Consider the following 24,148-nt stretch of genomic DNA (forward strand, 5'->3'; position numbering starts at 1 on the left):
TGACCCGATAACGTGCTGTCAGACCGCCCGGATCACATGCTTGATTTCCTGGAACGCGGCCAGTCCCCACGGCCCCAGCTCGCGGCCCAGGCTGCTCTGCTTGTAGCCGCCCCAGGCCGTTTGGGGAAAGATCACCTGGGGCGCGTTGATCCACACCAGGCCCGCCTGCAAAGCGTTGGCCACCTGCTCGGCAGCGTCGGTATCACGGCTGACCACGCTGGCCACCAGACCGAAACGACTGTCGTTGGCCTGGGCGATGGCCTGTTCCACACCGCTGAAACGCCGTACGCACAGCACCGGTCCAAAGATCTCCTCGCACCACAACGCACTGTCCAAGGGCACGTCGGTGAAGATTGTCGGCTGCAAAAAAAAACCTCGCGCCAGATGCGCCGGGCGCTGACCACCGCAGACCAGGGTCGCCCCGTCACTCAAGCCGCGGTCGATGTGCCCGAGTACCCGCTGGTATTGCGCCTGGTTGACCAGCGCGCCCATCTCCACATACGGGTCGAACGGATCGGCCACGCGGATCGCCTCGGCGCGAGCCTTGAGCCGTTGCAGGAATTCATCGGCCAACTCATCGGCGACCAACACACGACTGGTGGCTGAACACATCTGCCCGGCATTGAAAAAACCGCCGCCACAGGCCAGCTCCACCGCCAGTTCCAGGTCGGCATCGGCCAGCACCAACAGGGACGATTTGCCGCCCAGCTCCAGGCTCACGCCCTTCACCGTTTCCGCCGCCCGTTGCATCACCTGCACACCCACCGCGTTGCTGCCGGTGAAGGAAATCTTCGCCACTCGCGGATCCGCCGCCAACGGAGCGCCAACCGCCAGGCCGGTGCCGCACACCAGGTTGAACACGCCGTCCGGCAAGCCACACTCGGCAATGATCGAGGCCAGTTCCAGCTCCGGCAACGGCGTGACCTCCGACGGCTTGAGCACCACGCAGCAGCCGGCGGCCAGGGCCGGTGCGAGTTTCCAGGCGGTGGTGACCATCGGGAAATTCCACGGCACGATCAAGCCGACCACACCGCAAGGTTCGCGACGCAGGCGGGCGCTGAAATCATCGCTGGGCAGGGCAAGCGAACTGTCCTGCCGGAGGTCCAAGCCTTCGGCCAGCTCGGCGTAGTATTCGAAGGTCGCCACCACATCATCGACATCGATGGCGGCCTCGAACAACGGTTTTCCGTTGTTGCTCGATTGCAATTGCATCAACTGCTCACGACCGGCCCGCACGCCAGCGGCGATTCGGCGCAGGATCGCGCCACGCTCGGCCCCCGTCGTTTTCGACCATGGGCCAAAGGCCTGGATCGCGGCGTCCAGGGCTTGATCGACCGCGCGTTCATCACCGCCCTGAACAGTGGTAAGCAATGCCTCGGTCGCCGGGTTGATCACCCGCAAATACTGCTCACCGCAAGACCACTGGCCGTTGATGTACAGCCCCTCCATTACCGTAGGAAGCGTCATTGCGACACCCCGCTCATCCAGCGCGCCTGATCGATTTCTATCAGCGTCGGGCCTTGCCGGTCTCTGGCCGCGAGCAGTGCGGCTTGCAGCTGCGCCACTTCATCGATGGTTTCGGCCGCGCAGCCCAAGGCCTTGGCGACACCGATGAAGTCCGGGGTATAGATGTCCACGCCCACCGGTTCGATGGCGCGGTTGACCATGTACTTCTTGATCTCTTCGTAGCCTTGGTTATTCCACAGCAGCACAATCACCGGTACCCGCGCCTCTACGGCGCTGGCCAGTTCCGGCAGGGTAAATTGCAAGCCGCCGTCACCGATCAGGCACACCACCGGGGGGCGGCCATGGCCCTGGTCCTTGCCGCCAAGCCAGGCGCCAATCGCCGCCGGCAACGCATAGCCGAGGGTGCCGTAGCCAGTGGACGAGTTGAACCAGCGCCGCGGATGCTCCGGGTTGAACGTCAGGTTGCCGGTGTACACCGGTTGGGTGGAGTCGCCGACGAATACCGCCTCAGGCAGCGTTTGCAAAACGCTGTCAAGAAAAACGCTCTGGGCGCGAACCGCAGCGTCCCAGCTGCCTTCCAGCTCAGTACGCAGCCGCGTAGCACGAACAGCGCCCCAATCGTTGCTGCGCTCGGCCAAAGGCTGTCGGTTCAACTCGTCAAGCAAGGCCCGGGCGGCGGTGCGGGCATCGGCCACCAACGCCAGGCGCGGTGGATAGTTGCGCACGGTCTGGTCCGGGTCGATGTCGATGCGCAGCAGCGCACCTGGGAGCTCGAAGCCACCAGCGAAGGTGATGTCGTAGTCGGTTTCGGCCAGTTCGGTGCCGATGGCCAGCACCACATCCGCTTCGGCGACCAATGCGCGGGTGGCTACCAGGCTCTGGGTAGAGCCGATCAACAAGGGGTGACGGGACGGTAGCAGGCCCTTGGCGTTGATGGTCAACGCCACCGGTGCCCCCAAGCGTTCGGCCAGTTCGGTCAATTCGGCGGCGGCGTCGATGGCGCCACCGCCGGCCAGGATCAGCGGCCGCCTGGCCGAGGCCAGCATCGCCGTCATCTGTTTCACCGCTCCCGGCGCGGCACCGGCGCGATCGATGCTCACAGGCGTGCTGGCGAGCCAGGCATCGGCATCCTCGACCAGGACGTCCAAAGGGATTTCGATGTGCACCGGCCGCGGACGCCCGGCCTGGAACACAGCGAAGGCCCGGGCCAGTACGCTGGGCAATTCAGCGGCAGACATCAGCGTGTGGGAAAACGCCGCGACCCCGCCCACCAGCGCAGCCTGATTCGGCAATTCATGCAACTTGCCGCGTCCGCCACCCAGCTGGCTGCGCGATTGCACGCTGGAGATCACCAGCATCGGGATCGAATCGGCGTAGGCCTGGCCCATGGCGGTGGTGATATTGGTCATGCCGGGGCCAGTGATGATGAAACACACGCCGGGTTGACCGCTGACGCGGGCGTAACCGTCGGCCATGAAGCCGGCGCCCTGTTCGTGACGCGGCGTCACATGGCGAATGCTTGAACGGGCCAGTCCGCGATACAGCTCGACGGTGTGCACGCCGGGAATGCCGAACACCTGCTTCACGCCATAGCCTTCGAGTAACTTGACCAATACTTCGCCACACGTTGCCATTGCCACTGCCCTTCTTCTTGTCTTGGAATGGCCTCATTGAACGGTGTGGCCATAGCGGCAACAATGGATAAAAAGTCATACTAGCCATGTCCCCACGTCATGGCTTGGCTGCAAATGAAACGACTTCCCCCGCTTCCAGCGTTGCACACGTTTCTGATCACGGCCCAATGCTGCAACTTCACCCGTGCCGCCGAACAACTGCACATTACCCAGGGCGCGGTGAGCCGGCAGATCGCCGGGCTGGAGGAGCATCTGGGTTACGCGCTGTTCCAGCGCCAGGCCCGCGGACTGAGCCTGACGCCTGAAGGGGCGGCGTGGTTGCCTCGGGTACAGCAGGTGTTCCGCTTGATCGGCGACGCGGTGGAGCAGATCGGCGAGAAGCGCCAGACTTTGCAACTCAAGGCACCGACCTGTGTGATGCGCTGGTTGCTGCCGCGCTTGCTGCAATGGCAGAAGGAACGGCCGGACGTGCCGGTGGAACTGACTACCACCGTCAGGCACGGCGTGGACTTCCAGCGCGAGGCCTTCGACGCGGCCGTGGTCTATGGCCCGCCACCCGACACCTCATTGGCGTGCTTGCATCTGTTCGATGAGCAACTGACGCCGGTCTGTTCCCGCTCGGTGCTGGAGGGCTCCGTGCCGCTACGCGAACCCGCCGACTTGCAGCAACACCTGCTGTTGCACCCCACCTGCGATGAGCGCGACTGGACGGCCTGGCTGGATGCCGCCGACGTGCACTTGAGCAATGTCAGCAAGGGCCAGCACTTCGAAACCCTGGACCTGGCGATGTCCATGGCCTCACAGGGCACCGGCGTAGCGATAGGTGACTGGTCGCTGATCGGCGATGACCTGAGCGCCGGGCGGTTGGTGATGCCGTTCGAGCTGAAGGTCAGGACCGGGTTGGGTTATCACCTGGTGTTCCCGCGCAGGGCCCAGGCATCGGGGCCGTTGCAGGAGTTGATGGGGTGGTTGGTGGAGCAGGCCCAAACTCGATAGGTGTTGCAGCAAGCCCCTGTGGCGAGGGGATCACTACAACCTTCGAATCCTCTATCAAAGCAGATTCGGCGCCTGCGCCGGTTCGACTTGCGCCCAATGCGAGGTGTCTTCGCGATGCTGTTGCAGGTAAGGCAACACCGCCCCCAGTAATGGTTCCTTGAATGCTTCCTGAAAACGATGGGCCAGGCCCGGGATCAATTTCAACTGACTGCCGCGGATATGCGCGGCCAGATGGACGCCATGCATTACCGGTAATAGCGGGTCGGCGGTGCCATGGACCACCAGGGTCGGCACCTGCAATTGATTGAGCAACTCGACCCGACTCGGTTCGGCCATGATCGCCATGATCTGGCGTTGCACACCCTCGGGGTTGAACGCCCGATCGTAGGCCACAGCCGCCTGATGCAGCAGCGCCTGGCGGTCATCGACCACCATGGGGCTGCCCAGAGCGGCCAGCAGGTCAGCCTGCTGCTCCAGCGCCACCTCGCGATTCGGCGCACTGCGTCGGGACAGCAATCGCACCAGCGTTGCGCTGGGCGCCGGTAACCCAGCGGCGCTGGAGCTGGACATTATCAGGGTCAGGCTTTCAACCCGTTGCGGCGCCATGGCCGCCATGTGCTGGGCGATCATGCCGCCCATGCTTGCCCCCAGCAGATGAAAGTTCTGCACGTGCAACGCATCCATCAATCCCAGGCCGTCATTGGCCATGTCGGTGAGGGTATAAGGCGCGTCGACCGTCAAACCCAGTTTGTAACGAAGCGCTTCGAACGTCAGGTTGGCGCTGCCCGGCGCCTGCCGCCAGGTGGATAAACCCACGTCCCGGTTGTCGTAACGGATCACCCGAAAGCCCTGCTCGCACAGGGCGACCACCACCTCATCCGGCCAATGGATCAATTGCCCGCCCAGCCCCATCACCAGCAACAAGGCCGGATCGGAAGCACGACCGATGCTCTGGTACGCCAGGCTCACCTGTTCCAGATCGACCCGTCGGGTCGGGACGTTGACATCACAACGAGACGCCGCAATAGACTGCAGACCGAACAACAGGACGGCCAGGAAAATAAACACACGCATGAAGAAACACCAAAACGCAGAACCCCAGTAGAGCGCGAGTCTGATGAAATTCGTTGAAGCGCGCTGCCACAGTTGCGTGACAGTTTGATGAAGATTGCCGAAAGGCCAGACACCTCACTTTTGTGGCGAGGGGATTTATCCCCTCGCCACAAAAGTGTTCACCTGCAGAGGAGTCGAACCGCTCAGGCCAACTGCCCACGCAGTTGCCTTGCCGCCGCGACCATGTTCACCAGCGCCGCTTCGGTTTCCGGCCATGCCCGGGTCTTCAGGCCGCAGTCGGGGTTGATCCATAGGTGTCCAGCGGGAATCCGCTTCGCGGCCTTGTTCATCAACCCGACCATTTCGGCCGTGTCCGGCACCCGCGGCGAATGGATGTCGTAGACACCCGGGCCGATATCGTTCGGGTAGTCGAACGCTTCGAACGCCTCCAGCAGCTCCATGTCCGAGCGTGAGGTTTCAATGGTGATGACGTCAGCGTCCATGGCCGCGATAGCCTGGATCAGATCATTGAACTCGCTGTAGCACATGTGGGTATGGATCTGGGTTTCGTCACGCACACCCGATGCGCTCAAGCGGAAGGCTTCCACCGCCCAATCCAGGTATTGCTGCCATTGCTCGCGCCGCAACGGCAGGCCTTCGCGAAAGGCCGCCTCGTCGATCTGCACGATGCGGATCCCGGCCGCTTCCAGATCCATCACTTCGTCACGCAGGGCCAGGGCGAGTTGCTGTGCCTGGACCCGACGCGACACGTCTTCGCGGGGGAACGACCACATCAGCATGGTCACGGGGCCGGTGAGCATGCCCTTCATGACCTTGTCGGTCTGGTTTTGCGCATAGCGGATCCAGTCGACGGTCATGGGCTTCGGCCGGCTGATGTCGCCGTAGATGATCGCCGGCTTCACACATCGCGAACCGTAGCTCTGCACCCAACCGAAACGGGTGAAGGCGTAGCCGTCCAATTGCTCGGCGAAATATTCCACCATGTCGTTGCGCTCGGCTTCGCCATGGACCAGCACATCCAGGCCGAGGCGTTCCTGGATCTGCACGGCGTGACGGATTTCGGTGTGCATGGCGTCCTGATAGTCGTTGGCCGACAGTTTGCCCTGCTTGTAGGCCTGACGCGCCAGGCGAATCGCCGGGGTTTGCGGGAAAGAGCCGATGGTGGTCGTGGGAAAGGCCGGTAATTTCAGGCGTTCCCGCTGCCGTTCGATGCGCTGGGCAAACGCTGAACGCCGCTGGCAGTCCTGCGGCTTGATGGCCGCCAGCCGGGCCTGGACCTCGGGCTTGTGAATGCGCGTCGAAGCGGCGCGGCTCGCCTGCACCTTGCGACTGGCGGCCAGCGTCTGTTGTACGCCGGGGGCTTGCGGATCGTTCAAGGCGTCACGCAACACCGCCACTTCGCCACACTTCTGCACCGCGAAGGCCAGCCAGCTTTTGAGCTCGGGGTCGAGCCGGTCTTCACGCTCCAGGTCCACCGGGCTGTGCAGCAACGAGCACGACGTGCTGACCCAGAGGTTGTCGCCAAAGCGTTCCTGGGCCGGCTGCAATTGCGCCAGCGCCTGTTCCAGTTCGCAGCGCCAGACGTTACGGCCATTGACCAGGCCCACCGAGAGGATCTTGTAGGTCGGCAGGCGATCCAACACCTGGCCCAGTTGCTCCGGCGCGCGTACCGCATCGATGTGCAAACCATCCACCGGCAGGCTCACGGCCAGGCCGAGATTGTCTTGCAGGCCACTGAAATAAGTCGCTATCAGTTTCTTCAGCGGCGAATACTGAAGGATGTGATAGGCCCGCTCGAAGGCACTGCGCCAGGCCAGGGGCAGGTCAAGGGTGAGGATCGGCTCGTCGATCTGTACCCACTCCACGCCTTGGGCCTTCAGGCGATTGAGGATTTCACCGTAGACCGGCAGCAGGCGCTCCAGCAGCTCGAGCTTGTCGAAATCCCGCCCCTTGGCCTTGCCCAGCCACAGATACGTCAGCGGACCGATGATCACCGGTTTGATCCGGTGCCCCAGGACATGAGCCTCGTCCACTTCATCGAACAGCTGTTCCCAGCTCACGGCGAAGGTCTGGTCGATGGAAAACTCCGGGACCAGGTAGTGGTAGTTGGTGTCGAACCACTTGGTCAGTTCCTGTGCATGTTGGGTCTGGCCGTGGTCGGCATCGCAGCAGGTCGGCGTGGCGCCCCGGGCCATGGCGAACAGGGTATCGAGGGTCGGTCGGCCTTGGAGGTTCAAGGTGTCGTGAAATCGCGCCGGCACCGCACCCAGGGTCAAGGTGTGGCCGAGCACCTGGTCGTACCAGGCGAAATCCCCTACCGGCAGCAGGTCGATCCCGGCATCTTTCTGCAGTTGCCAGTGCCGGGCCCGCAGTTCACGACCGACGCTCTGCAACGCGGTCGGTGCCAGATCGCCCTTCCAGTAGGCTTCGAGGGCTTTCTTCAGTTCGCGGTCGGCGCCGATGCGGGGAAAACCGAGGGTGTGGGCCAGGGCCATGGTAAGAGTCCTCCTGTAAAAGATGACGCCATTGTCGACAGCCGACCCCACATGAGACAAACTCAACCTTTTCGTGTTGATCACAAGTTTTCTTCATGGAGCAACTTCGGTGCTTGAACTCCGCCACCTCAAGACCCTGCACGCCCTGCGCGAAGCCGACAGCCTAGTAGAGGCCGCCGAACGCCTGCACCTGACCCAGTCCGCCCTTTCCCACCAGTTCAAGGAGCTGGAAGAGCGCCTGGGGATGCAATTGTTCGTGCGCAAGACCAAACCGGTACGGTTCACCAGCGCTGGCCTGCGCTTGTTGCAACTGGCCGACGCCACCTTGCCGTTGCTGCGCAGCGCCGAGCGGGACATCGCCCGGCTGGCCGGTGGCACCGCCGGCCGTTTGCACATGGCCATCGAATGCCATAGCTGTTTCCAGTGGTTAATGCCGACCATCGACCAGTTCCGCGATGCCTGGCCGGAAGTCGAACTGGACCTGGCCTCGGGCTTTGCCTTCGCCCCGTTGCCGGCCCTGGCCCGCGGCGACCTGGACCTGGTGGTGACGTCCGACCCGCTGGAACTGGCGGGCATCACCTACGTGCCGCTGTTCACCTATGAAGCGATGCTCGCCGTGGCCAACCAGCATCGGCTGGCGGGCAAACCCTATATCGTGCCCGAAGACCTGCTCAGCGAAACCCTGATCACCTACCCTGTGGAACGGGATCGACTGGACATCTTCACCCGCTTCCTCGAGCCGGCCGACATCGAACCGGCCCAGGTCCGCACGTCCGAACTGACGGTGATGATGATGCAGTTGGTGGCCAGCGGCCGGGGCGTCTGCGGCATGCCCCACTGGGCCCTGCATGAATACAGCTCACGGGGTTACGTGAAAGCCAAGCGGCTGGGGGAGAAAGGCCTGTTCGCCACACTGTACGCGGCGGTTCGCACCGACATGCTCGACGCACCGTATATGCGCGACTTCCTGTTGACGGCCAAGGACACGTCGTTTTCGACGCTGGATGGGGTCAGTGCGGTTCGCTGATACAGGAAGGCCGCTATCGCGAACAGGCTCGCTCCCACAGGGAACGGTGGTGGGCTCAGATTCCGAGTACACCCACGATCCCTTGTGGGAGCGGGCTTGCTCGCGAAGAGGCCGTGCCTGCCGCCACAAGTGGCACTGACCCACCGCCTTCGCGAGCAAGCCCGCTCCCACACTGGATGTGTGGTGGGCACAAATTCTGAGTACACCCGCGAGTCCCTGTGGGAGCGAGCCTGCTCGCGATGGGGCCTTAGAGCTCACGCCACATGTGGATCTTGTCGAGATACCCGTCATCCACTCGTATCGCCATCGGCTCCAGGCCATAGAGCACGAAACCGCAACGTTGATAGAGCTTGAGCGCCGGATCGTTGCCCGCGGTGACGGTCAGTTGAACCAGGCGCAAGAAGCTATGCCGACGAGCTTCGTCAAGCGCGGCCTCCAGCAATTGCTGGCCAAGCCCACGGTAACGATGGTCATCGACGACATACATGCCGAACAACGTCGCCTTGTGCCGGGCTTTCTGCCGCGGCTCCAGAGACAGGCCGACGATACCGGCCAACTCATCCTCGACGAACGCCCCCAGCACCACCTCGAACCGGCTGGTCAGGCGAGACTCCCACCAGTTCATGGGCATCGTCGCCCGCTCGCTGACGCTGGAGGTGAAGGCCTGTGGATGCAGCCCATAGGCCTGGAGCATCAGCTCGCGATAGGCCGATGCATCGCCGGCCCGCAGCCGCCGGATGTTCACGCGGCCCGCCGTTGCTCAAGCATCAACCGCAGCGCCAGCGCGCCCAGCACGAACCCCATGAAATAGCGCTGCAGCGCCAGCCAGGTGGGATTGTGGACGAACCACGCGGCAATACCCGCGGCGAACAGGGCAATCAGCAGGTTGACGCTGAAACTGACGCTGATCTGGACCAGCCCGAGAATCAGGCTCTGGGTGAACACTGAGCCATGTTCCGGGCTGATGAACTGGGGAAATACCGACAGGTAGAACACCGCAATCTTCGGGTTCAGCGCACTGGTGAGAAAGCCCATGGTGATCAACTTGCGCGTCGAGTCCGCGGGTAGCTGCTGTGCCTGGAACGGCGAGCGAGCACCCGGTTTCACGGCCTGCCAGGCCAGCCACAACAGGTACAGCGCACCGGCCCATTTCAGGACTTCATAGGCCATGGGCACGGCCAGGAACACCGCCGTCAGCCCCGCCGCCGCTGCGAATACATGCACGAAGAACCCCGCCACCACCCCCAGCAAGGAGGTAACCCCGGCCTTACGGCCCTGGCAGATCGAACGGGAAATCAAGTAGATCATGTTCGGGCCGGGCGTAAGCACCATCAGCAACGCGGCGGCGGCAAACACCAGCAGGTCCGGCAAGGGAATCATGTGAGTCAGTCCTTGAGGCTTGGGTGCGACAGCTCTGAGGTTCGATAAAACGGCAGGATCACCTCACCTGTCAATGGTGCCAGCGGCAACCCGCCGTCGCCGGCCGGGTCGATCCAGCGAACCTCTTCAATTTCGGCAGCAGGGAGCACAGCGGTGTCGATGATCAACAGGAACACCTCGGCCTGGACGACAAAGCCCGGCTCGTTGGCGGCCGGCGCGCTGAACGGGCCCAGGTAGCGAGCCTGTGCCGGATCGATTGTCAGTCCCAGTTCTTCCTCCAGCTCCCGGGCCAGGGCCTGGGCCGGTTGCTCGTGGGGCTCGATCTTGCCGCCCGGCTGCATGAAGGCCCGGGTACCGCGCTTGCGCACCAGCAGGGTCCGACCGTCCGGCCCGATCAGCAGGGCGGCGGCGATATGGATGAGGAGGGTGGTCATGGATGTCGGCCTTGGCGGAAAAATGCCGAGGGAGATTACAGACCACAATGGACTCAACACAAATCCCTGTGAGAGCGGGCTTGCTCGCGAACGCGGAGTGTCAGGTCATATAGATGCAACTGATACACCGCCTTCGCGAGCAAGCCCGCTCCCACAGGTTGATTTGCAGAAGCCCTCACCCCAACATCGGCTTCGGCGCCGAAGGATCCAGCTCCTCCTCGGGTGTCTTGACGAACACGCTGTACCGGGCCCCTTCCATCGCTTCGAAGGCGATGAGTTTCTCCACCAAGGGACCGCTCAATACCTTGCCGGCATTGAGCAACAGCATGCCGTTGTCGGCGTTGAGGTTGCGGGCCAGGACCATGCCGGCGGCCAGTTCGCGGGTGTCCATGACTTTCACCGTCGGGTCGGACAGGGTCACGTCTTCCAGGTACTCGCCACACGCCTTGATGAAGTCCTCCACCATGTTCGGGTCATACAGCTTGCCGGCGTATTTGCGGATGTAGACCAGTGCCTCGTCGCTGTTCATCTGCCGTTCGAGAATCAACCCGCGCTGCAACTCGATGAAGTCCACCGCCAGCTTCAACAGCCTGGAACCGAACGGAATCGCCTCGCCCTTGAGGTGATCGGGGAAACCACTGCCGTCCCAGCGTTCCTGGTGATGAAGAATGATTCGCGCCGCGTCCTTCATCGGGTCCAGGGTCATCAGCAGCGACTCGCTCTGCTTCGGATAGGAGCGATACAGGTCCAGTTCGTTGTGATGCAACATGTCGACCGGCGTGACCATCATGTTATCGGTCCAGCTCAGCTTGCCGATGTTGTAGAGCGCCGCGGCCATGGTCAGGTCGCGGTCGGTGGACTCGTCGAGAAAGTGCAGCCGGCTATAGACCCGGATCAGTTCGATGATCTGCCGGTTGGTCTGCTTGGCCTTGGGCAGGCGCAGGTTGGCGATCAGCGAGAACACCTCGGTGCCGGTCACATAGCTGCGCTTGAGCTCTTCATAGGCCAGGTCGAGCATGTCGGCGGTCTGCTGCAGCTCGGCGGTACGTGACGCCACGCGCTTTTCCAGGGTGGCGTTGAGGGTCTTGAGCTGCTGATTCTGCTCGCGGTTCAGCGCTTCGAGGCGCTGGCGTTCGCTTTCCGAATGCTGGTGGGCCAGGGCCTGGCGCAGGGCCTGTACCAGTTCATCATCGTTCCATGGCTTACTGAGGTAGCGATAAAGCCCCCCTTCGTTGATAGCCTTGGTCATCATGTCCACATCGGCGTAGCCGGTGAGCAGGATGCGCAGGGTCGACGGATAGAGCTTGCGGATCTGGGCCAGCAGCGTCGCACCGTCCATGTTGGGCATGCGCGCATCGGTCATCACCAGATCCACCGGCCTTTCCTTGAGGATTTCCAGGGCCTTGGCACCGCTGTCGGCCAGCAGGATTTCATAGGGCTGACTGCGCAACAACCGACGCAGGCTATTGAGAATCGACTCTTCATCATCGACCAACAGCACCGTCGGCTTCATGACCGGAACGTCCGGCGATTGATCTTCCATTACTACCCCCTCCTGTAAGACGACTACAGTTCTACCTTACCCCCAAATGACAGGCTAGTAGATCGCAAGAATTTAGACATGATTTGCCATCACTGACCGAGCGCATCCCGATCAGACGACTATGCTGTACCCCATGAAGGGCCAAGTACAGGCCAGAATACTCATGCCAGCGAAAGGGATATCAGATGTACCCACGGTTCTGTAGTCAGCATCACCTTGGTGCACGGCCATGAGCCAGCCCTTGGAGAGAGCCAACCGGCGGATCCTGATCGTCGACGACACCCTGACGATTCATGAGGATTTTCGAAAGATCCTCAGCCCCCAGGCACCTGCCGAAGACCACCTGAGCAGTGCCGAAGAGGCCCTGTTCGGCGCACCAGTCGCGGTCGCTACCCAGAGTTTCGTGCTCGATTCGGCCTTCCAGGGCATGGAAGCCTTGAACAAGGTCGAGACAGCGCTGGCCCAGGGGCAGCCCTATGCCATGGCCTTCATCGACATGCGCATGCCTCCGGGCTGGGATGGCCTGGAAACCATCGAAAGGCTGTGGCGCGCCGACCCCAAGCTGCAAGTGGCGCTGTGTACCGCTTATTCGGATTATTCCTGGGAAGACATTGCCGACCGCCTCGAACTGGGCGACCGTCTGCTCATCCTGAAAAAGCCCTTCGACGCCATCGAGATTCGCCAGATGGCCAGCACCCTGACCGTCAAATGGCAGATGACCGAAGACGCGGCACTGAAGATGGACATGCTCGAACAAGCGGTGGAGGAGCGCACCCGGGAACTGGCCGATGCCAACATCATCGTGCAGAACAGCCCGACCATCCTCTATCGCCTGCGCGGCGAACCACCGTTCCCATTGATGTACATCTCCCACAACATCACCAAGTTCGGTCATGTCGCGGCGCAACTGGTCAACTCACCCGATTGGGCGCAGGCGCTGATCCACCCCGATGACCAGTCCAAGATCGACCAGGCCATGGTCCGGGTGCTGGATCGCGATACGGCGGGAGCGTCGATCGAGTTCCGCATGCGCACCGGCGACGGCGCGTTCCGCTGGGTGGAAAACCGCTATATCCCGGTGCGCAACGAGCAAGGCCTGTTGCTGGAGGTGGAAGGCATCATCCTGGATATCACCGAACGCAAGCTCGCCGAGGAAAAGATCGCCCTGCTGGCCCGTACCGACGGCCTGACCGGGCTGGCCAACCGCGCCACGGTGATCGAACGGCTGCACCAGGCATTCGCCGCAGCGCGACGGGGGGCGCCGGCGTTCGCGATGTTCTACCTGGACCTGGACCACTTCAAGCGGATCAACGACACCCTGGGCCATCCCATCGGCGACCTGCTGTTGCAGGAAGTCGCCACCCGCATCAAGGGCTGTACCCGGGAAAACGACGTGGTCGCGCGCCTGGGCGGCGACGAGTTCGCCATCCTGCAGCTGGATGTCCACGAGCCGACCCAGTGCGCCGCCCTGGCGGCCAAGATCCGCGACACCCTGGTAGCGCCCTACTCCCTGGACGGCAACGATGTACGAATCTCCGTGAGCATCGGCATCGCCCTGTACACCCCTGAAAGCCAGAGCGCCGACAGCCTGATGGCCCAATCCGACATGGCTCTGTACCGCTCCAAGGAAAAGGGCCGCAACCAGTACCACTTCCACAACGAAGAGATCAACCAGGAGGTGACGGACCGGGTCGCCCTGACCAATGACCTGCGCCAGGCCATCGAGAACCACGAACTGCATCTGCACTACCTGCCGGAGGTCGACCTCGGCACCGGCAAGATCCTGGGCATGGGCGTGCAGGTTCGTTGGAAGCACCCGGAACGGGGCTGGCTGGAGCCGTCCACGTTCATGCCGGCGGCCGAAAAAACCGGGCTCATCATCGCCCTCGGACATTGGGTACTGGACCAGGCCTGCCAACAGATGCGCCAGTGGCGCGACCAGGGCATGGCGCCGCCGGTGATCGCCCTCGACCTCTCCCTGACCCAGCTCAAGACCGGGCCGGAACTGATCTATGACGTCCTGCGCACCACCGCCCGCTGGGAACTGGCCCCCTGGGACCTGCGTTTCGATGTCACCGAAGCCACCCTCGCCCAGACCAAATGGACCCACAACGACGTATTGCCGCGCCTGTGTGAACTGGGAGTTCAGGTGGCCATCGATGATTTCGGCACCGAGTATTCCTCCTTCGATTACCTCAAGACCTATCGGGTCAATCACCTCAAACTCGCCCAGCGCCTGCTCGACAGTGCCAACGACGACCCTGACAACGCCATGACCCTGCGGGCGATCATCAACTTTGCCCGGGACGTGGGCATCGGCATCATCGCCGAGGGCGTCGAGACCCAGGAACAACGCACCACGCTGATGTCCACCGGCGGAGCGATGCAAGCCCAGGGGCATTATTTCAGCACGGTGGTGGACAGCGGCCAGGCCGCCGAACTGCTCAAGGCCGGTACCATCGTTCCCGTGGTGGATCACTGGACCCGGCCGGCGAGCCAGCTATCGGAGAGCAACCCATGAACCCCATGTCGGTACCTGCCAACCGGCGGATCCTGGTGGTGGACGATACGCCGGCCATCCATCAGGACTTTCGCAAAATCCTCAGCCCCGGCAACGGCAGCGATGATTCGCTGGACGACACCGAGAGCCTGTTGTTCGGCACGCCCCAGGTCAACCGACTGCAATTTCAGATCGACTCGGCCTACCAGGGCGAAGAAGCCCTGGAGCTGGTCAAGCGCGCCCAGGCCGAAGGCCAGCCCTATGCGCTGGTGTTCGCCGACATGCGCATGCCGCCGGGCTGGGACGGCCTGCAAACCATCGAGCGCTTGTGGCAAGCCGACCCGCGCCTGCAAATCGCCCTGTGCACGGCTTTCTCGGACTACACCTGGGAAACCATGTCCGAACGCATCGAGTTCGACGATCAACTGCTGATCCTGAAAAAACCCTTCGATACCCTGGAAATCCGCCAGATGGCCAGCGCCATGACCTGGAAATGGCAGTTGGCCCAGGATGCGGCGAGAAAAATGCGCAGCCTGGAACGCACCATCGAGGAGCGGGTCCAGGAATTGCTCAAGGTGTCCCACCTGCTGCAATACGACGTGCTCACCGAATTGCCCAACAGCATGTTGCTCGGGGATCGCCTGACCCAGGCCATGGCCCAGTGCCGGCGCCATGACCGGCAACTGGCGGTGATGTTCATTGGCCTGGATCGCTTCAAACGCATCAACAATGCCCTCGGCCATCCGGTGGGCGATGAAATGCTCAAGCGCGTGGCCCGAACATTGGCGACGGTGGTGCGTGAATCCGATTCAGTGTTTCGCTACGGCTCCGATGAATTCGTGGTGGTGCTGGGGGATATCACCGACCCGCAGCAGATCAAGGGCGTGGCGGAAAAACTGCTGACAGCCATCAACTCGCCCCAACCGATCGATGGCCATGACCTGACCGTCACCGCGAGCCTGGGTGTCAGTGTGTATCCGGCCGACGGTTTCGACGCCGTAGCGTTGATCAAGAAAGCCGAGACGGCGATGCGCAACGTCAAGGAAACCGGTCCCAACGACTACCGTTTTTTCACCGAAGACATGAATCGGCGGGCCCGACAGCAACAGACCATCGAATCCGGCTTGCGACTGGCCCTGCAACGCAAGGAGTTCGTGCTGCATTACCAGCCCAAGCTGGACCTGCGCAGTGGCAAGGTGGTCGGCGCCGAGGCACTGCTGCGCTGGAACCGGCCGGGGCACGGGCTGGTCCCTCCGTCGGATTTCATCCCGGTGGCCGAGGACAGCGGGCTGATTGTGCCACTGAGCCAATGGGTGCTCCAGGAAGCCTGCCAGCAGGCCTGCGCCTGGCAAGCCCAGGGCATGCGGCCGCTGTACCTGTCGGTCAACGTCTCGGCCATCGACTTTCGTCAACGCAGCTTCGTCGAAGGCATCGCCCGCACCCTCAAGGAAACGGGACTGGACCCGACACAGTTAGAACTGGAGATCACCGAAAGCGTGCTGATGCAAAACATCGATACCACCGTCGCCATCCTCAAGGCCATCAAGCAACAGGGGATCCGGCTGGCCATCGACGACTTCGGCACGGGTTATTCGAGCCTGAGTTACCTGCAGAAATTTCCGGTGGATGTGCTGAAGATCGACCAATCGTTCGTCGGCGACCTGAGCATCGACAGCAACGACGCCAAGCTGGTGAGCACCATCATCAACCTCGGCAAGGGCCTGAACCTGCACATCATCGCCGAAGGGGTGGAAACCCGCGAGCAACTGGAGTTCCTCAAGGTTCACCAGTGCGAGGAGGCCCAGGGGTACTACTTCAGCAAGGCGGTGGAGCCGCAGGCTTTTGTCCAGTGGATGGCCGAGTGGGAACGACGTCCGAATCCACTTTCATGACCCCCTCATCAACCACGAGATTCAAGGAAGCACCCGATGGCGTCATCTGGACTGTTACTCGCTCTCGGCCTGCTCATGGGCTTGTGCGTGACCGCTCACGCCGCACCACTGGACGAGCCGCTCAAACCGCTGCCCCCTGTTCCGGCCCTGGACCCCAAGCGCGTCCAGTTGGGCCAACGGTTGTTCTTTGACCCTCGGCTGTCGGTCAACAACACCCTGTCCTGCGCCAGTTGCCATCACCTGGACAAGGGCGGGGCCGACGACAAACGGTTTTCCCTGGGTTTCGATGGCAAACCGGTGGAAGTCAATACACCCACCGTGTTCAACGCCAGCCTGAACTTCCACCAGTTCTGGGACGGACGCGTCGATACCCTGGAAGAACAGGTGCACACCGTGGTGACCAGCCCCACGGAAATGGGTAATACCTGGGAATCGGTGGTCGAGCGCATCGCCGGTGACCCAGGTTATGCCAAGGATTTCGCCAGCGCCTATCCCGACGGCGTCACCGAGTCCAATATCCAGGGGGCCCTGGCCGATTTCGAGCGCACCCTGCTGACGCCCAACTCGCGCTTCGACCAATATCTGCTGGGCAACACCGACATCCTCAGCCCCCGGGAGAAATTCGGTTACCAACGCTTCAAGGAATACGGCTGCATCGCTTGCCACCAGGGCGTGAACATCGGCGGCAACATGTTCCAGAAGTTCGGCGTCATGGGTGACTACATTGCGGACCGGGGCAATCCCACCCGGGTCGATGAGGGTCGCTTCAACATTACCGGCGATGATGCCGACCGTCAGGTCTTCAAGGTTCCCAGTCTGCGTAACGTGGCCGTCACCGCACCGTATTTCCACGACGGATCCGCACCGACCCTCGAGCGCGCGGTGGAGGTGATGTTCAAATACCAGTTGGGTCGTGAGCCCTTGAAAAACGACACGGAGCTGATCGTCGAATTCCTCAAGACCCTGACCGGCGAACGGGAGGGCAAGCCATTATGAAGACCCTTCGTCGCTTCGGCCTGTTCTTCATCGGCGCCCTGCTCGCCTCGGTGCTGCTGTTCATGTACGTCAATTCGAGCGCGCAGCAGGCTGCCTCGTACATCGAGTCCCGGGACTTGATCCGCCAGCTCAAGCAGCAGGACGCCATCTGGGACAACGAGGTCCTCAAATCCCGGATCGCCTTGAGCCACAACTATGACCCCCTGGTTTCCCCATTGCATGAGATGTCCCGTCTCTGGCAGCGCCTGGACGCCATCGAGTCGGAGCCGGGTCGCCACGCGCCCTCGCTGTGGGAGACCCAGCGCGACGAATACCTCAAGGCCATCAAGGAAAAGACCAGCCTGGTAGAACAGTTCAAGTCGCATAACGCGGTGCTGCGCAACTCCCTGGCGTTCCTGCCCACCGCCGAGGACGACATCCAGGCCGAGTTCACCCAACTGTCGGACGATGAAAAACTGCAATTGCAGAGCGTCGCCATCGACACCTACGACCTGCTGCTCAGCAGCATGGAGTTCTCTCTGCTCACCACCCGCGAAATTGCTGCCGAGGTCCTGCTGGGCCTGAACCGGCTCGATGTCAACAAGGAGCGCATGCCGGTGGGCCTGCATGACTCCATCGATATCCTGAGCCGGCACATCGCCCTGATCCTTCGCGAACAACCGCGGGTCAATGAGTTGCTGGAGGGCATCGAAGCCGTTCCCGTCTCGGATCATCTCGACACCATCACCCGCCTGCTCGAGAAGGACCAGGAAATAGCCGCCGAAAAATACCAACGCAATCACGTGTACTTGCTGGTGTTCGCCACGCTCCTGGTGTTGATATTGATCTGGCTGGCCATCCGGCTGATACGCAGCTTCGCCGAGATCAAGCGCGTCAACAAAGCCCTGCAAACCGCCAACGACGAACTGGAACAACGGGTCGAAGAGCGCACTCGCCAGCTCAAGGATACCCAGAGCGAGTTGATGGACACCGCCCGCCAGGCTGGCATGGCGGAAATCGCCACCAACGTACTGCATAACGTCGGCAACGTGCTCAACAGCGTGAACATCTCCGCCGACCTGGTCAGTCGCAAGTTGCGCAGCAGCAAGGCCCAGGGACTGGGCAAAGCAATGAGCCTGATCAACGAACACCCCCATGACCTGGGGCATTTCCTCACCGAGGACGAGAAAGGCAAGTTGCTGCCGGGCTATCTCAACCAGCTGGTGGAGGCCATGGCGGTGGAGCAGCAGAGCCTGATCGATGAATTGACCCAGTTGAGCAAGAGCGTGGACCACATCAAGGACATCGTCTCCACGCAGCAATCCTATGCCGGGGCCAACAGCATGATGGAACCGCTGGTGATCGGCGAACTGCTGGAAGATGCCCTGCGCATGAACTCCGGCGCCCTGACCCGGCACCATGTGACGGTGATCAAGGAGTATGGCAACTTGCCGCGGATCATGGGCGACAAGCACCGTTTGCTACTGATTCTGATCAACCTGATCAGCAACGCCAAATACGCCATGGCCGGGGTCTCGAATCATGCGCGGAACATGACCCTTAGTGCGCGGGTCGTAGATGGCGAGACGTTGCAGATCAGCGTCAAGGATGAAGGCGAAGGTATTCCGGAAGAAAACATGACACGCATCTTTGCCCACGGTTTTACTACGCGCAAGGAAGGCCACGGATTCGGCCTGCACAGCTGTGCAACGGCTGCCATCGAAATGAACGGTCGCCTCACCGCCCACAGTGAGGGCCCCGGCAAGGGAGCGACGTTTGTGCTACATGTGCCCCTGAAACTTGCGGAAGAGGATTCATGAACAATTTAAGTAACCGGCGAATCCTGTTGATCGACGATACGCCCGCCATTCATGAGGATTTTCGCAAGATTCTCACCCCCGAGGACGACAGCAACGCCGACCTGCAAGACATGGAAAGCGCGCTGTTTGGCGAAGCACCGAAACCGGTTGGCACGGTGTTCGAGCTCGACTCGGCCTATGGCGGTCAGGAAGGCTTGAGCAAATTGCAGGCGGCAGTGGCGAAGGACCGCCCGTATGCCCTCGCCTTCGTCGACATGCGCATGCCAGAGGGCTGGGACGGTGCCAAGACCATCGAGGAATTGTGGAAGTGCGACTCGCAGTTGCAAGTGGTGGTATGCACGGCCTATTCGGATTATTCCTGGGATGAACTGTTGGATCGACTGAACGGCCACGACCGCCTGCTGATCCTGAAAAAACCCTTCGATAACATCGAAGTCCAGCAGATGGCCAACACCCTGACCACCAAATGGGAAATGACTTCGCGCGCGCAGTTGAAGATGAGCAAGCTAGAGGAACTGGTGCAGCAACGCACCCAGGCCTTCAAGCAAGCCAGTACCCTGCTGCAGATGGAAATCGACGAACGCAAGATGCTCGAAACTCAGTTGGTGCAATCGGAAAAGCTCGCCTCGCTGGGACAGTTGGCCGCCGGGGTAGCTCATGAAATCAACAACCCCATCGGTTTCATCTCCTCCAACCTGGGAGCGCTGGACGGCTATTTCAACAAGCTGGAGGAAATGCTCCTGGCCTACGGCAACGCCGAGGAAGCCATCGCCTCGCCGGAACTGGTGCTGTACTTGGTCAAGCTGCGCGAACAAGTGGAGCTGGATTTTCTCGTCGAGGACATTCCACTGCTGATCAAGGAGTCCAAGGACGGCATCGCCCGGGTCGGACAGATCGTCAAGGACCTGAAGGACTTCTCCCGCGTGGACTCCAACCAGGAATGGCAGATGGCGAACCTGCAGCAGGGCATCGACTCGACCCTGAACATCGTAGCCAACGAAATCAAGTACAAGGCCGACGTGGTCAAGGAGTACAGCCCGCTACCAGAGGTCGAATGCCTGCCGTCGCAAATCAACCAAGTGATCATGAACCTGATCGTCAACGCCGCCCAGGCCATCGGCCCCGAACGGGGCACGATTACCCTGCGCAACGGCGTCGACGGTGACACCGTGTGGATCGAAGTTGCCGACAACGGCTCGGGCATCCCGCCGGAAACCCTGCAAAAAATCTTCGACCCGTTCTTCACCACCAAACCCATCGGCCAGGGCACGGGGCTTGGGCTGTCGTTGTCCTATGGCATCGTGAAGAAACACAACGGCGAGATCACCGTGCGCAGCGAAGTGGGGGTGGGTACGACGTTCCGGGTCGAGTTGCCGATGCGGCAGATGAAGCTGGCGGAGTGACGCAGAGTTATCTGTGAATTGAGTCCCTGTGGCGAGGGGATAAATCCCCTCGCCACAGCTAAAGCCCTCAGCACATGAAATCCTCTCATCACCGGTTGCCCAGCCTTTCGCCACCAGCGCAGAATGGCCCTTCGCCCCTCCCCCAAGGAAACCGCATGAGCCTGTCGCTACTGAGCCGTTACGCCTTCTTTGCTGGCTGTGTGCTGTTCACCCTCGCCAGCCTGCCGTTCCTCGCCCATGACTGGCTATGGCCGATCGCGCTGGTGACAGGCCTGCTGAGCCTGCTGGGGTTGTTCGACCTGCTGCAAAAACGCCACGCCGTGCGGCGCAACTATCCAATCCTGGGCAATATCCGCTACCTGGTCGAAGGCATTCGCCCGGAGATCCGCCAGTACCTGCTCGAATCCGACAGCGATGCCCTGCCCTTCTCCCGCGCCCAGCGCTCTCTGGTGTATTCCCGGGCCAAGAACGAAAGTGCCGACAAACCCTTCGGCACCTTGATCGACGTCTACCAGGCCGGCTTCGAATTCATCGGCCACTCCATGCGCCCGGCTCCGTTGAGCGACCCCAGCGGGTTTCGCGTAACGGTCGGTGGCCCGCAGTGCACCCAGCCTTACTCGGCTTCGGTGTTCAACATTTCCGCCATGAGCTTTGGCTCCCTGAGTGCCAACGCTATCCGGGCGTTGAACCAGGGCGCGAAGCTCGGCAATTTCGCCCACGACACCGGCGAAGGCAGCATCAGCCCCTACCACCGTGAACACGGTGGCGACCTGACCTGGGAGCTGGGCAGCGGCTACTTCGGCTGTCGCACCGCGGACGGCCACTTCGACCCGGATCGGTTCGCCGCCCAGGCCCGGGACCCACAGGTGCGGATGATTGAAATCAAGATGAGCCAGGGCGCCAAGCCCGGCCACGGCGGGATCCTGCCCAAGCACAAGGTCACCCGGGAAATCGCCGAAACCCGCGGCATCCGCATGGGCGAAGATTGCGTTTCACCGTCCTGCCACAGCGCGTTTTCCACGCCTATCGAGTTGATGCAGTTCGTACAACAACTGCGTGAGTTATCCGGGGGGAAACCGGTAGGCTTCAAGTTCTGCCTGGGTCATCCCTGGGAATTCATGGGCATCGCCAAAGCCATGCTGGAGACCGGCATCCTGCCCGACTTTATCGTGGTGGACGGCAAGGAAGGCGGCACGGGCGCAGCGCCGGTCGAATTTACCGACCACATCGGCGCGCCGTTGCGCGAGGGCCTGCTGTTCGTCCACAACACCCTGGTGGGCCTGAACCTGCGGGACAAGATCAAGCTTGGCGCCAGCGGCAAGATCGTCAGCGCCTTCGACATCGCCAGCGTACTGGCCATCGGCGCCGACTGGGCCAACGCCGCCCGGGGCTTCATGTTCGCCATTGGCTGCATCCAGTCGCAAAGCTGCCACACCAACAAATGCCCCACCGGCGTCGCCACCCAGGACACCTTGCGCCAGCGCGCCCTGGTCGTCCCGGACAAGGCCCAGCGGGTCTACAGCTTCCACCGCAACACCCTCAAGGCCCTGGCCGAAATGCTCGCCGCCGCAGGTCTCGAACACCCTTCGCAGCTGCAACCCAAGCACCTGGTTCGGCGGATGTCAGCGACTGAGATCAAGCTGTTTTCGCAGTTGCATGTGTTTTTGAAGCCGGGGGAGTTGCTCACCGGTGAGGTGAATGGGGCGTTTTATTCACGGATGTGGCAGATGGCGCGGGCGGACAGTTTTGAGCCTTTGGAGGTGGAGGTTGCGTGAACAATCGCGCAGCGAACCACTTCTAGGCTGCGCAATTTCAAGGCAACCGTAAGAACAGGCGATGATATGACTATCGAGCCAAGTCACCACGTTACAACACGACGAGTGACCCACACAGGCTCTTTCAAAACGATGAAACCATAGTCGCCCAATAGATAAATCCGATAATTCCGGTTGTCCACGACAGGCACATAACCTAAAAAACCAACATAGGTCGCGTTGTGCCGGTCATTTTCCCACGCTACGTTGGTGATACCCATTGACGACAAATTTTCCGGGAGCATGAAGTAATAGACATTTAACAGATAAGGCAGAACAGGCAATTCTTGAAACGAGCCGCGAGCACTTGCCAGCCAGTGATAGGAAGGGGTTGCCGATAGATAAATCCGCTTGGCTTCGTACAGCTCCCGGTGTGAAGTGATGTCATACGCCAGACTGTAAAGCGCACCGTTGCTGAAGGTTTTTTGGAAGGTCAGCACCCGGCCATAAGCGAAGGAAAGTGAAAGCGTTGCCAGAAGCGGGATGATCAGCAACAGCGGCAGGCGGGGATGGATGGGTGCAAGGGCCAGAAAAGCAAGATAAAACAACGACATCAGCAACACACCGAAGCCCATCAAGGTGCGAGCGCATTCGTTGAAATCACGAAAAAACAGCGCGATGCCAGGTATTAACAGGATCAACAAGGGCAACGTCAGCAATCCCCCCAGGATCAACACGGCAGTCTTCCAACGTTGTTCCTTACGCTCCAGTATCCGGCAGCCCAACCGCATGGCACCAATAATTGCCCACAAGATCAGCGCGGCCAATAGCCAGGTGTATCCACCGTGAAACAGTAGCGCGACTTTTTCCACCACTCGCCCGATATTGATGCCAATCTGCAGCAGCGGATCGACTTTCCAATTCAACAATGCAGTTCGCTCCGTTCCCATCAGAAAGACGGCGGAGACCAGGTAAATCAGAACGGCCAAGCCAAATTGAGCCACCTTCCAACCCAACATTTTAAGCAACTGGAAGTATGGTTCCCGTTTGTATGCCGCCCTGAGCAGTTCCAGGCAACACAGGCCCAGGAACACGTTGACGCTGATCTGATAGAGCCCGAATGACACCATCAACAATCCGGCTGGCACGCACCACTGACGCATTCGCGAAGCCCCCTGAAAGGTCACTGCGTAAATGACAGCGACCAGACTTAATGCCATGGCGGGACCATCGTATTGATACGACAGGTTCTGCAACAGGAAGGGGTTGTACCAGATAGGTAACGGGACCAAACAACAGACCAGCGTCGGCTGAGGGAAGTAATGAAAGGTCAGGCGAGTCAAAGCCAGCGACATGGCCAATGCGGCGAGTAATAGCGGCAGCGGGAAAATGTCTGGTGCGGCGCCGGTGAAGGACAGCACTTGGTACAACAGATCAACGAACCAGCGCCCTTGACCAGTCCAACCCATTCCAGCTTCCAACGCTCGCCAGTTATCGTCTATGTAGCGAAAATCAGCAAGGATCAACGGCAGGACGTAAAGCAAGATTGCGGCTAAGAAAAACAGCGCAATCTGGCGACGATTGAGCTCGCGATAGAAAAAATCGTTCACCGTTATTCCTCCCGGGACTTCAATCTGCCTTGTCGGATCATTTCCTTGATGACATACCGAGGCCGATGCTTGGCCTTCAGATAAATTCCCCCGACGTACTCACCCAATACTCCAATACCGAGCAACTGCACCCTGCCCACAAAC

17 protein-coding genes and 2 pseudogenes are annotated in these 24,148 nt (G+C 61.2%); 8 read left to right on the forward strand and 11 right to left on the reverse strand.

The genetic code is table 11. The features are described 5' to 3' along the window. Positions 1–18: 18 nt before the first annotated feature. Together FBX99_RS01190 and FBX99_RS01195 are read right to left on the reverse strand one after the other, a co-directional pair. Positions 19–1,467, reverse strand: coding sequence for an aldehyde dehydrogenase family protein (locus tag FBX99_RS01190; RefSeq protein ID WP_145130438.1), 1,449 nt, complete (start codon positions 1,465–1,467; stop codon positions 19–21). Further along, positions 1,464–3,101, reverse strand: a complete 1,638-nt coding sequence (locus FBX99_RS01195; protein ID WP_145130510.1) for a 5-guanidino-2-oxopentanoate decarboxylase — start codon at positions 3,099–3,101, stop codon at positions 1,464–1,466. The genes FBX99_RS01190 and FBX99_RS01195 overlap by 4 nt, the downstream gene beginning before the upstream one ends. A 114-nt stretch (positions 3,102–3,215) precedes the next feature. On the opposite strand from FBX99_RS01195, the gene FBX99_RS01200 reads away from it, so the two are divergent. Beyond that, the gene (locus FBX99_RS01200; RefSeq protein ID WP_144924470.1) at positions 3,216–4,097 is read left to right on the forward strand and encodes a LysR substrate-binding domain-containing protein; all 882 of its coding nucleotides are present in this window, start codon (positions 3,216–3,218) and stop codon (positions 4,095–4,097) included. A 54-nt stretch (positions 4,098–4,151) separates the two neighbouring features. Here FBX99_RS01200 and FBX99_RS01205 read toward each other — a convergent pair whose 3' ends face one another. After that, a complete protein-coding gene (locus FBX99_RS01205; RefSeq protein ID WP_144924468.1) occupies positions 4,152–5,171 on the reverse strand; it encodes an alpha/beta fold hydrolase in 1,020 nt (339 codons plus the stop codon). A gap of 182 nt (positions 5,172–5,353) precedes the next feature. Then, positions 5,354–7,666, reverse strand: coding sequence for a 5-methyltetrahydropteroyltriglutamate--homocysteine S-methyltransferase (gene metE, locus FBX99_RS01210; RefSeq protein WP_144924466.1), 2,313 nt, complete (start codon positions 7,664–7,666; stop codon positions 5,354–5,356). A 109-nt stretch (positions 7,667–7,775) separates the two neighbouring features. Between metE and metR the strand changes: the two genes are divergently transcribed. Next, on the forward strand, positions 7,776–8,693 hold the full coding sequence (gene metR, locus FBX99_RS01215) for a transcriptional regulator MetR (RefSeq protein WP_024780930.1): 918 nt from the start codon (positions 7,776–7,778) through the stop codon (positions 8,691–8,693). 247 nt (positions 8,694–8,940) lie between these two features. On the opposite strand, the gene FBX99_RS01220 is transcribed toward metR, so the two are convergent. The 4 genes from FBX99_RS01220 to FBX99_RS01235 all read right to left on the reverse strand — a co-directional run bounded on the left by FBX99_RS01220 (position 8,941) and on the right by FBX99_RS01235 (position 12,050). Next, positions 8,941–9,438 carry a GNAT family N-acetyltransferase gene (locus FBX99_RS01220; protein WP_145130440.1) on the reverse strand — a complete coding sequence of 166 codons (498 nt, stop codon included), beginning with the start codon at positions 9,436–9,438 and terminating at the stop codon, positions 8,941–8,943. Beyond that, positions 9,435–10,073 (reverse strand): LysE family translocator, encoded by a 639-nt coding sequence (locus FBX99_RS01225; RefSeq protein ID WP_144924462.1) that lies wholly within the window; start codon positions 10,071–10,073, stop codon positions 9,435–9,437. The genes FBX99_RS01220 and FBX99_RS01225 overlap by 4 nt, the downstream gene beginning before the upstream one ends. A gap of 5 nt (positions 10,074–10,078) precedes the next feature. Next, on the reverse strand, positions 10,079–10,507 hold the full coding sequence (locus tag FBX99_RS01230; protein ID WP_144924459.1) for an NUDIX domain-containing protein: 429 nt from the start codon (positions 10,505–10,507) through the stop codon (positions 10,079–10,081). Between the two features lie 175 nt (positions 10,508–10,682). Next, positions 10,683–12,050, reverse strand: coding sequence for an HD domain-containing phosphohydrolase (locus tag FBX99_RS01235; protein ID WP_144924457.1), 1,368 nt, complete (start codon positions 12,048–12,050; stop codon positions 10,683–10,685). A 229-nt stretch (positions 12,051–12,279) separates the two neighbouring features. Between FBX99_RS01235 and FBX99_RS01240 the strand changes: the two genes are divergently transcribed. The 6 genes and pseudogenes from FBX99_RS01240 to FBX99_RS29420 form a co-directional block, all read left to right on the forward strand. Beyond that, positions 12,280–14,571, forward strand: coding sequence for an EAL domain-containing protein (locus tag FBX99_RS01240; protein WP_144924455.1), 2,292 nt, complete (start codon positions 12,280–12,282; stop codon positions 14,569–14,571). Further along, entirely contained in the window at positions 14,568–16,442 is a 1,875-nt protein-coding gene (locus FBX99_RS01245; protein WP_144924453.1) for a GGDEF and EAL domain-containing protein, read from the forward strand. Before FBX99_RS01240 ends, FBX99_RS01245 begins: the two co-directional genes overlap by 4 nt. Before the next feature lie 36 nt (positions 16,443–16,478). Further along, positions 16,479–17,438 carry a cytochrome-c peroxidase gene (locus FBX99_RS01250; protein ID WP_144924451.1) on the forward strand — a complete coding sequence of 320 codons (960 nt, stop codon included), beginning with the start codon at positions 16,479–16,481 and terminating at the stop codon, positions 17,436–17,438. Next, a complete protein-coding gene (locus FBX99_RS01255) occupies positions 17,435–19,237 on the forward strand; it encodes a DAHL domain-containing protein (protein WP_145130442.1) in 1,803 nt (600 codons plus the stop codon). The genes FBX99_RS01250 and FBX99_RS01255 overlap by 4 nt, the downstream gene beginning before the upstream one ends. Then, entirely contained in the window at positions 19,234–20,640 is a 1,407-nt protein-coding gene (locus FBX99_RS01260) for an ATP-binding protein (RefSeq protein ID WP_144924447.1), read from the forward strand. Before FBX99_RS01255 ends, FBX99_RS01260 begins: the two co-directional genes overlap by 4 nt. Positions 20,641–21,182: 542 nt before the next feature. Next, positions 21,183–22,205, forward strand: a pseudogene (locus FBX99_RS29420) (FMN-binding glutamate synthase family protein); the annotation flags it as partial. Here FBX99_RS29420 and FBX99_RS29425 read toward each other — a convergent pair. The 3 genes and pseudogenes from FBX99_RS29425 to FBX99_RS29085 form a co-directional block, all read right to left on the reverse strand. Continuing rightward, positions 22,157–22,327: a DNA repair protein RecO C-terminal domain-containing protein gene (locus tag FBX99_RS29425; RefSeq protein ID WP_371921395.1), complete on the reverse strand. Its 171-nt coding sequence runs from the start codon at positions 22,325–22,327 to the stop codon at positions 22,157–22,159. The pseudogene FBX99_RS29420 and the gene FBX99_RS29425 overlap by 49 nt on opposite strands. 171 nt (positions 22,328–22,498) lie before the next feature. Then, a complete protein-coding gene (locus FBX99_RS01270) occupies positions 22,499–24,010 on the reverse strand; it encodes a glucosyltransferase domain-containing protein (protein WP_144924443.1) in 1,512 nt (503 codons plus the stop codon). Continuing rightward, positions 24,007–24,147 (reverse strand): annotated as a pseudogene (locus tag FBX99_RS29085) (glycosyltransferase); the annotation flags it as partial. The gene FBX99_RS01270 and the pseudogene FBX99_RS29085, both read right to left, overlap by 4 nt. Position 24,148: the final 1 nt, after the last annotated feature.

Origin of the sequence: Pseudomonas sp. SJZ074 (genome assembly GCF_007828215.1) — a bacterium.
Lineage (GTDB): Bacteria > Pseudomonadota > Gammaproteobacteria > Pseudomonadales > Pseudomonadaceae > Aquipseudomonas.

Coding starts and splice junctions, on each gene's coding strand:
- FBX99_RS01190 (WP_145130438.1), bottom strand. CDS start 1,467: ATGACGCTTCCTACGGTAATGGAGGGGCTGTACATCAACGGCCAGTGG.
- FBX99_RS01195 (WP_145130510.1), bottom strand. CDS start 3,101: ATGGCAACGTGTGGCGAAGTATTGGTCAAGTTACTCGAAGGCTATGGC.
- FBX99_RS01200 (WP_144924470.1), top strand. CDS start 3,216: ATGAAACGACTTCCCCCGCTTCCAGCGTTGCACACGTTTCTGATCACG.
- FBX99_RS01205 (WP_144924468.1), bottom strand. CDS start 5,171: ATGCGTGTGTTTATTTTCCTGGCCGTCCTGTTGTTCGGTCTGCAGTCT.
- metE (WP_144924466.1), bottom strand. CDS start 7,666: ATGGCCCTGGCCCACACCCTCGGTTTTCCCCGCATCGGCGCCGACCGC.
- FBX99_RS01225 (WP_144924462.1), bottom strand. CDS start 10,073: ATGATTCCCTTGCCGGACCTGCTGGTGTTTGCCGCCGCCGCGTTGCTG.
- FBX99_RS01230 (WP_144924459.1), bottom strand. CDS start 10,507: ATGACCACCCTCCTCATCCATATCGCCGCCGCCCTGCTGATCGGGCCG.
- FBX99_RS01235 (WP_144924457.1), bottom strand. CDS start 12,050: ATGGAAGATCAATCGCCGGACGTTCCGGTCATGAAGCCGACGGTGCTG.
- FBX99_RS01240 (WP_144924455.1), top strand. CDS start 12,280: ATGAGCCAGCCCTTGGAGAGAGCCAACCGGCGGATCCTGATCGTCGAC.
- FBX99_RS01245 (WP_144924453.1), top strand. CDS start 14,568: ATGAACCCCATGTCGGTACCTGCCAACCGGCGGATCCTGGTGGTGGAC.
- FBX99_RS01250 (WP_144924451.1), top strand. CDS start 16,479: ATGGCGTCATCTGGACTGTTACTCGCTCTCGGCCTGCTCATGGGCTTG.
- FBX99_RS01255 (WP_145130442.1), top strand. CDS start 17,435: ATGAAGACCCTTCGTCGCTTCGGCCTGTTCTTCATCGGCGCCCTGCTC.
- FBX99_RS01260 (WP_144924447.1), top strand. CDS start 19,234: ATGAACAATTTAAGTAACCGGCGAATCCTGTTGATCGACGATACGCCC.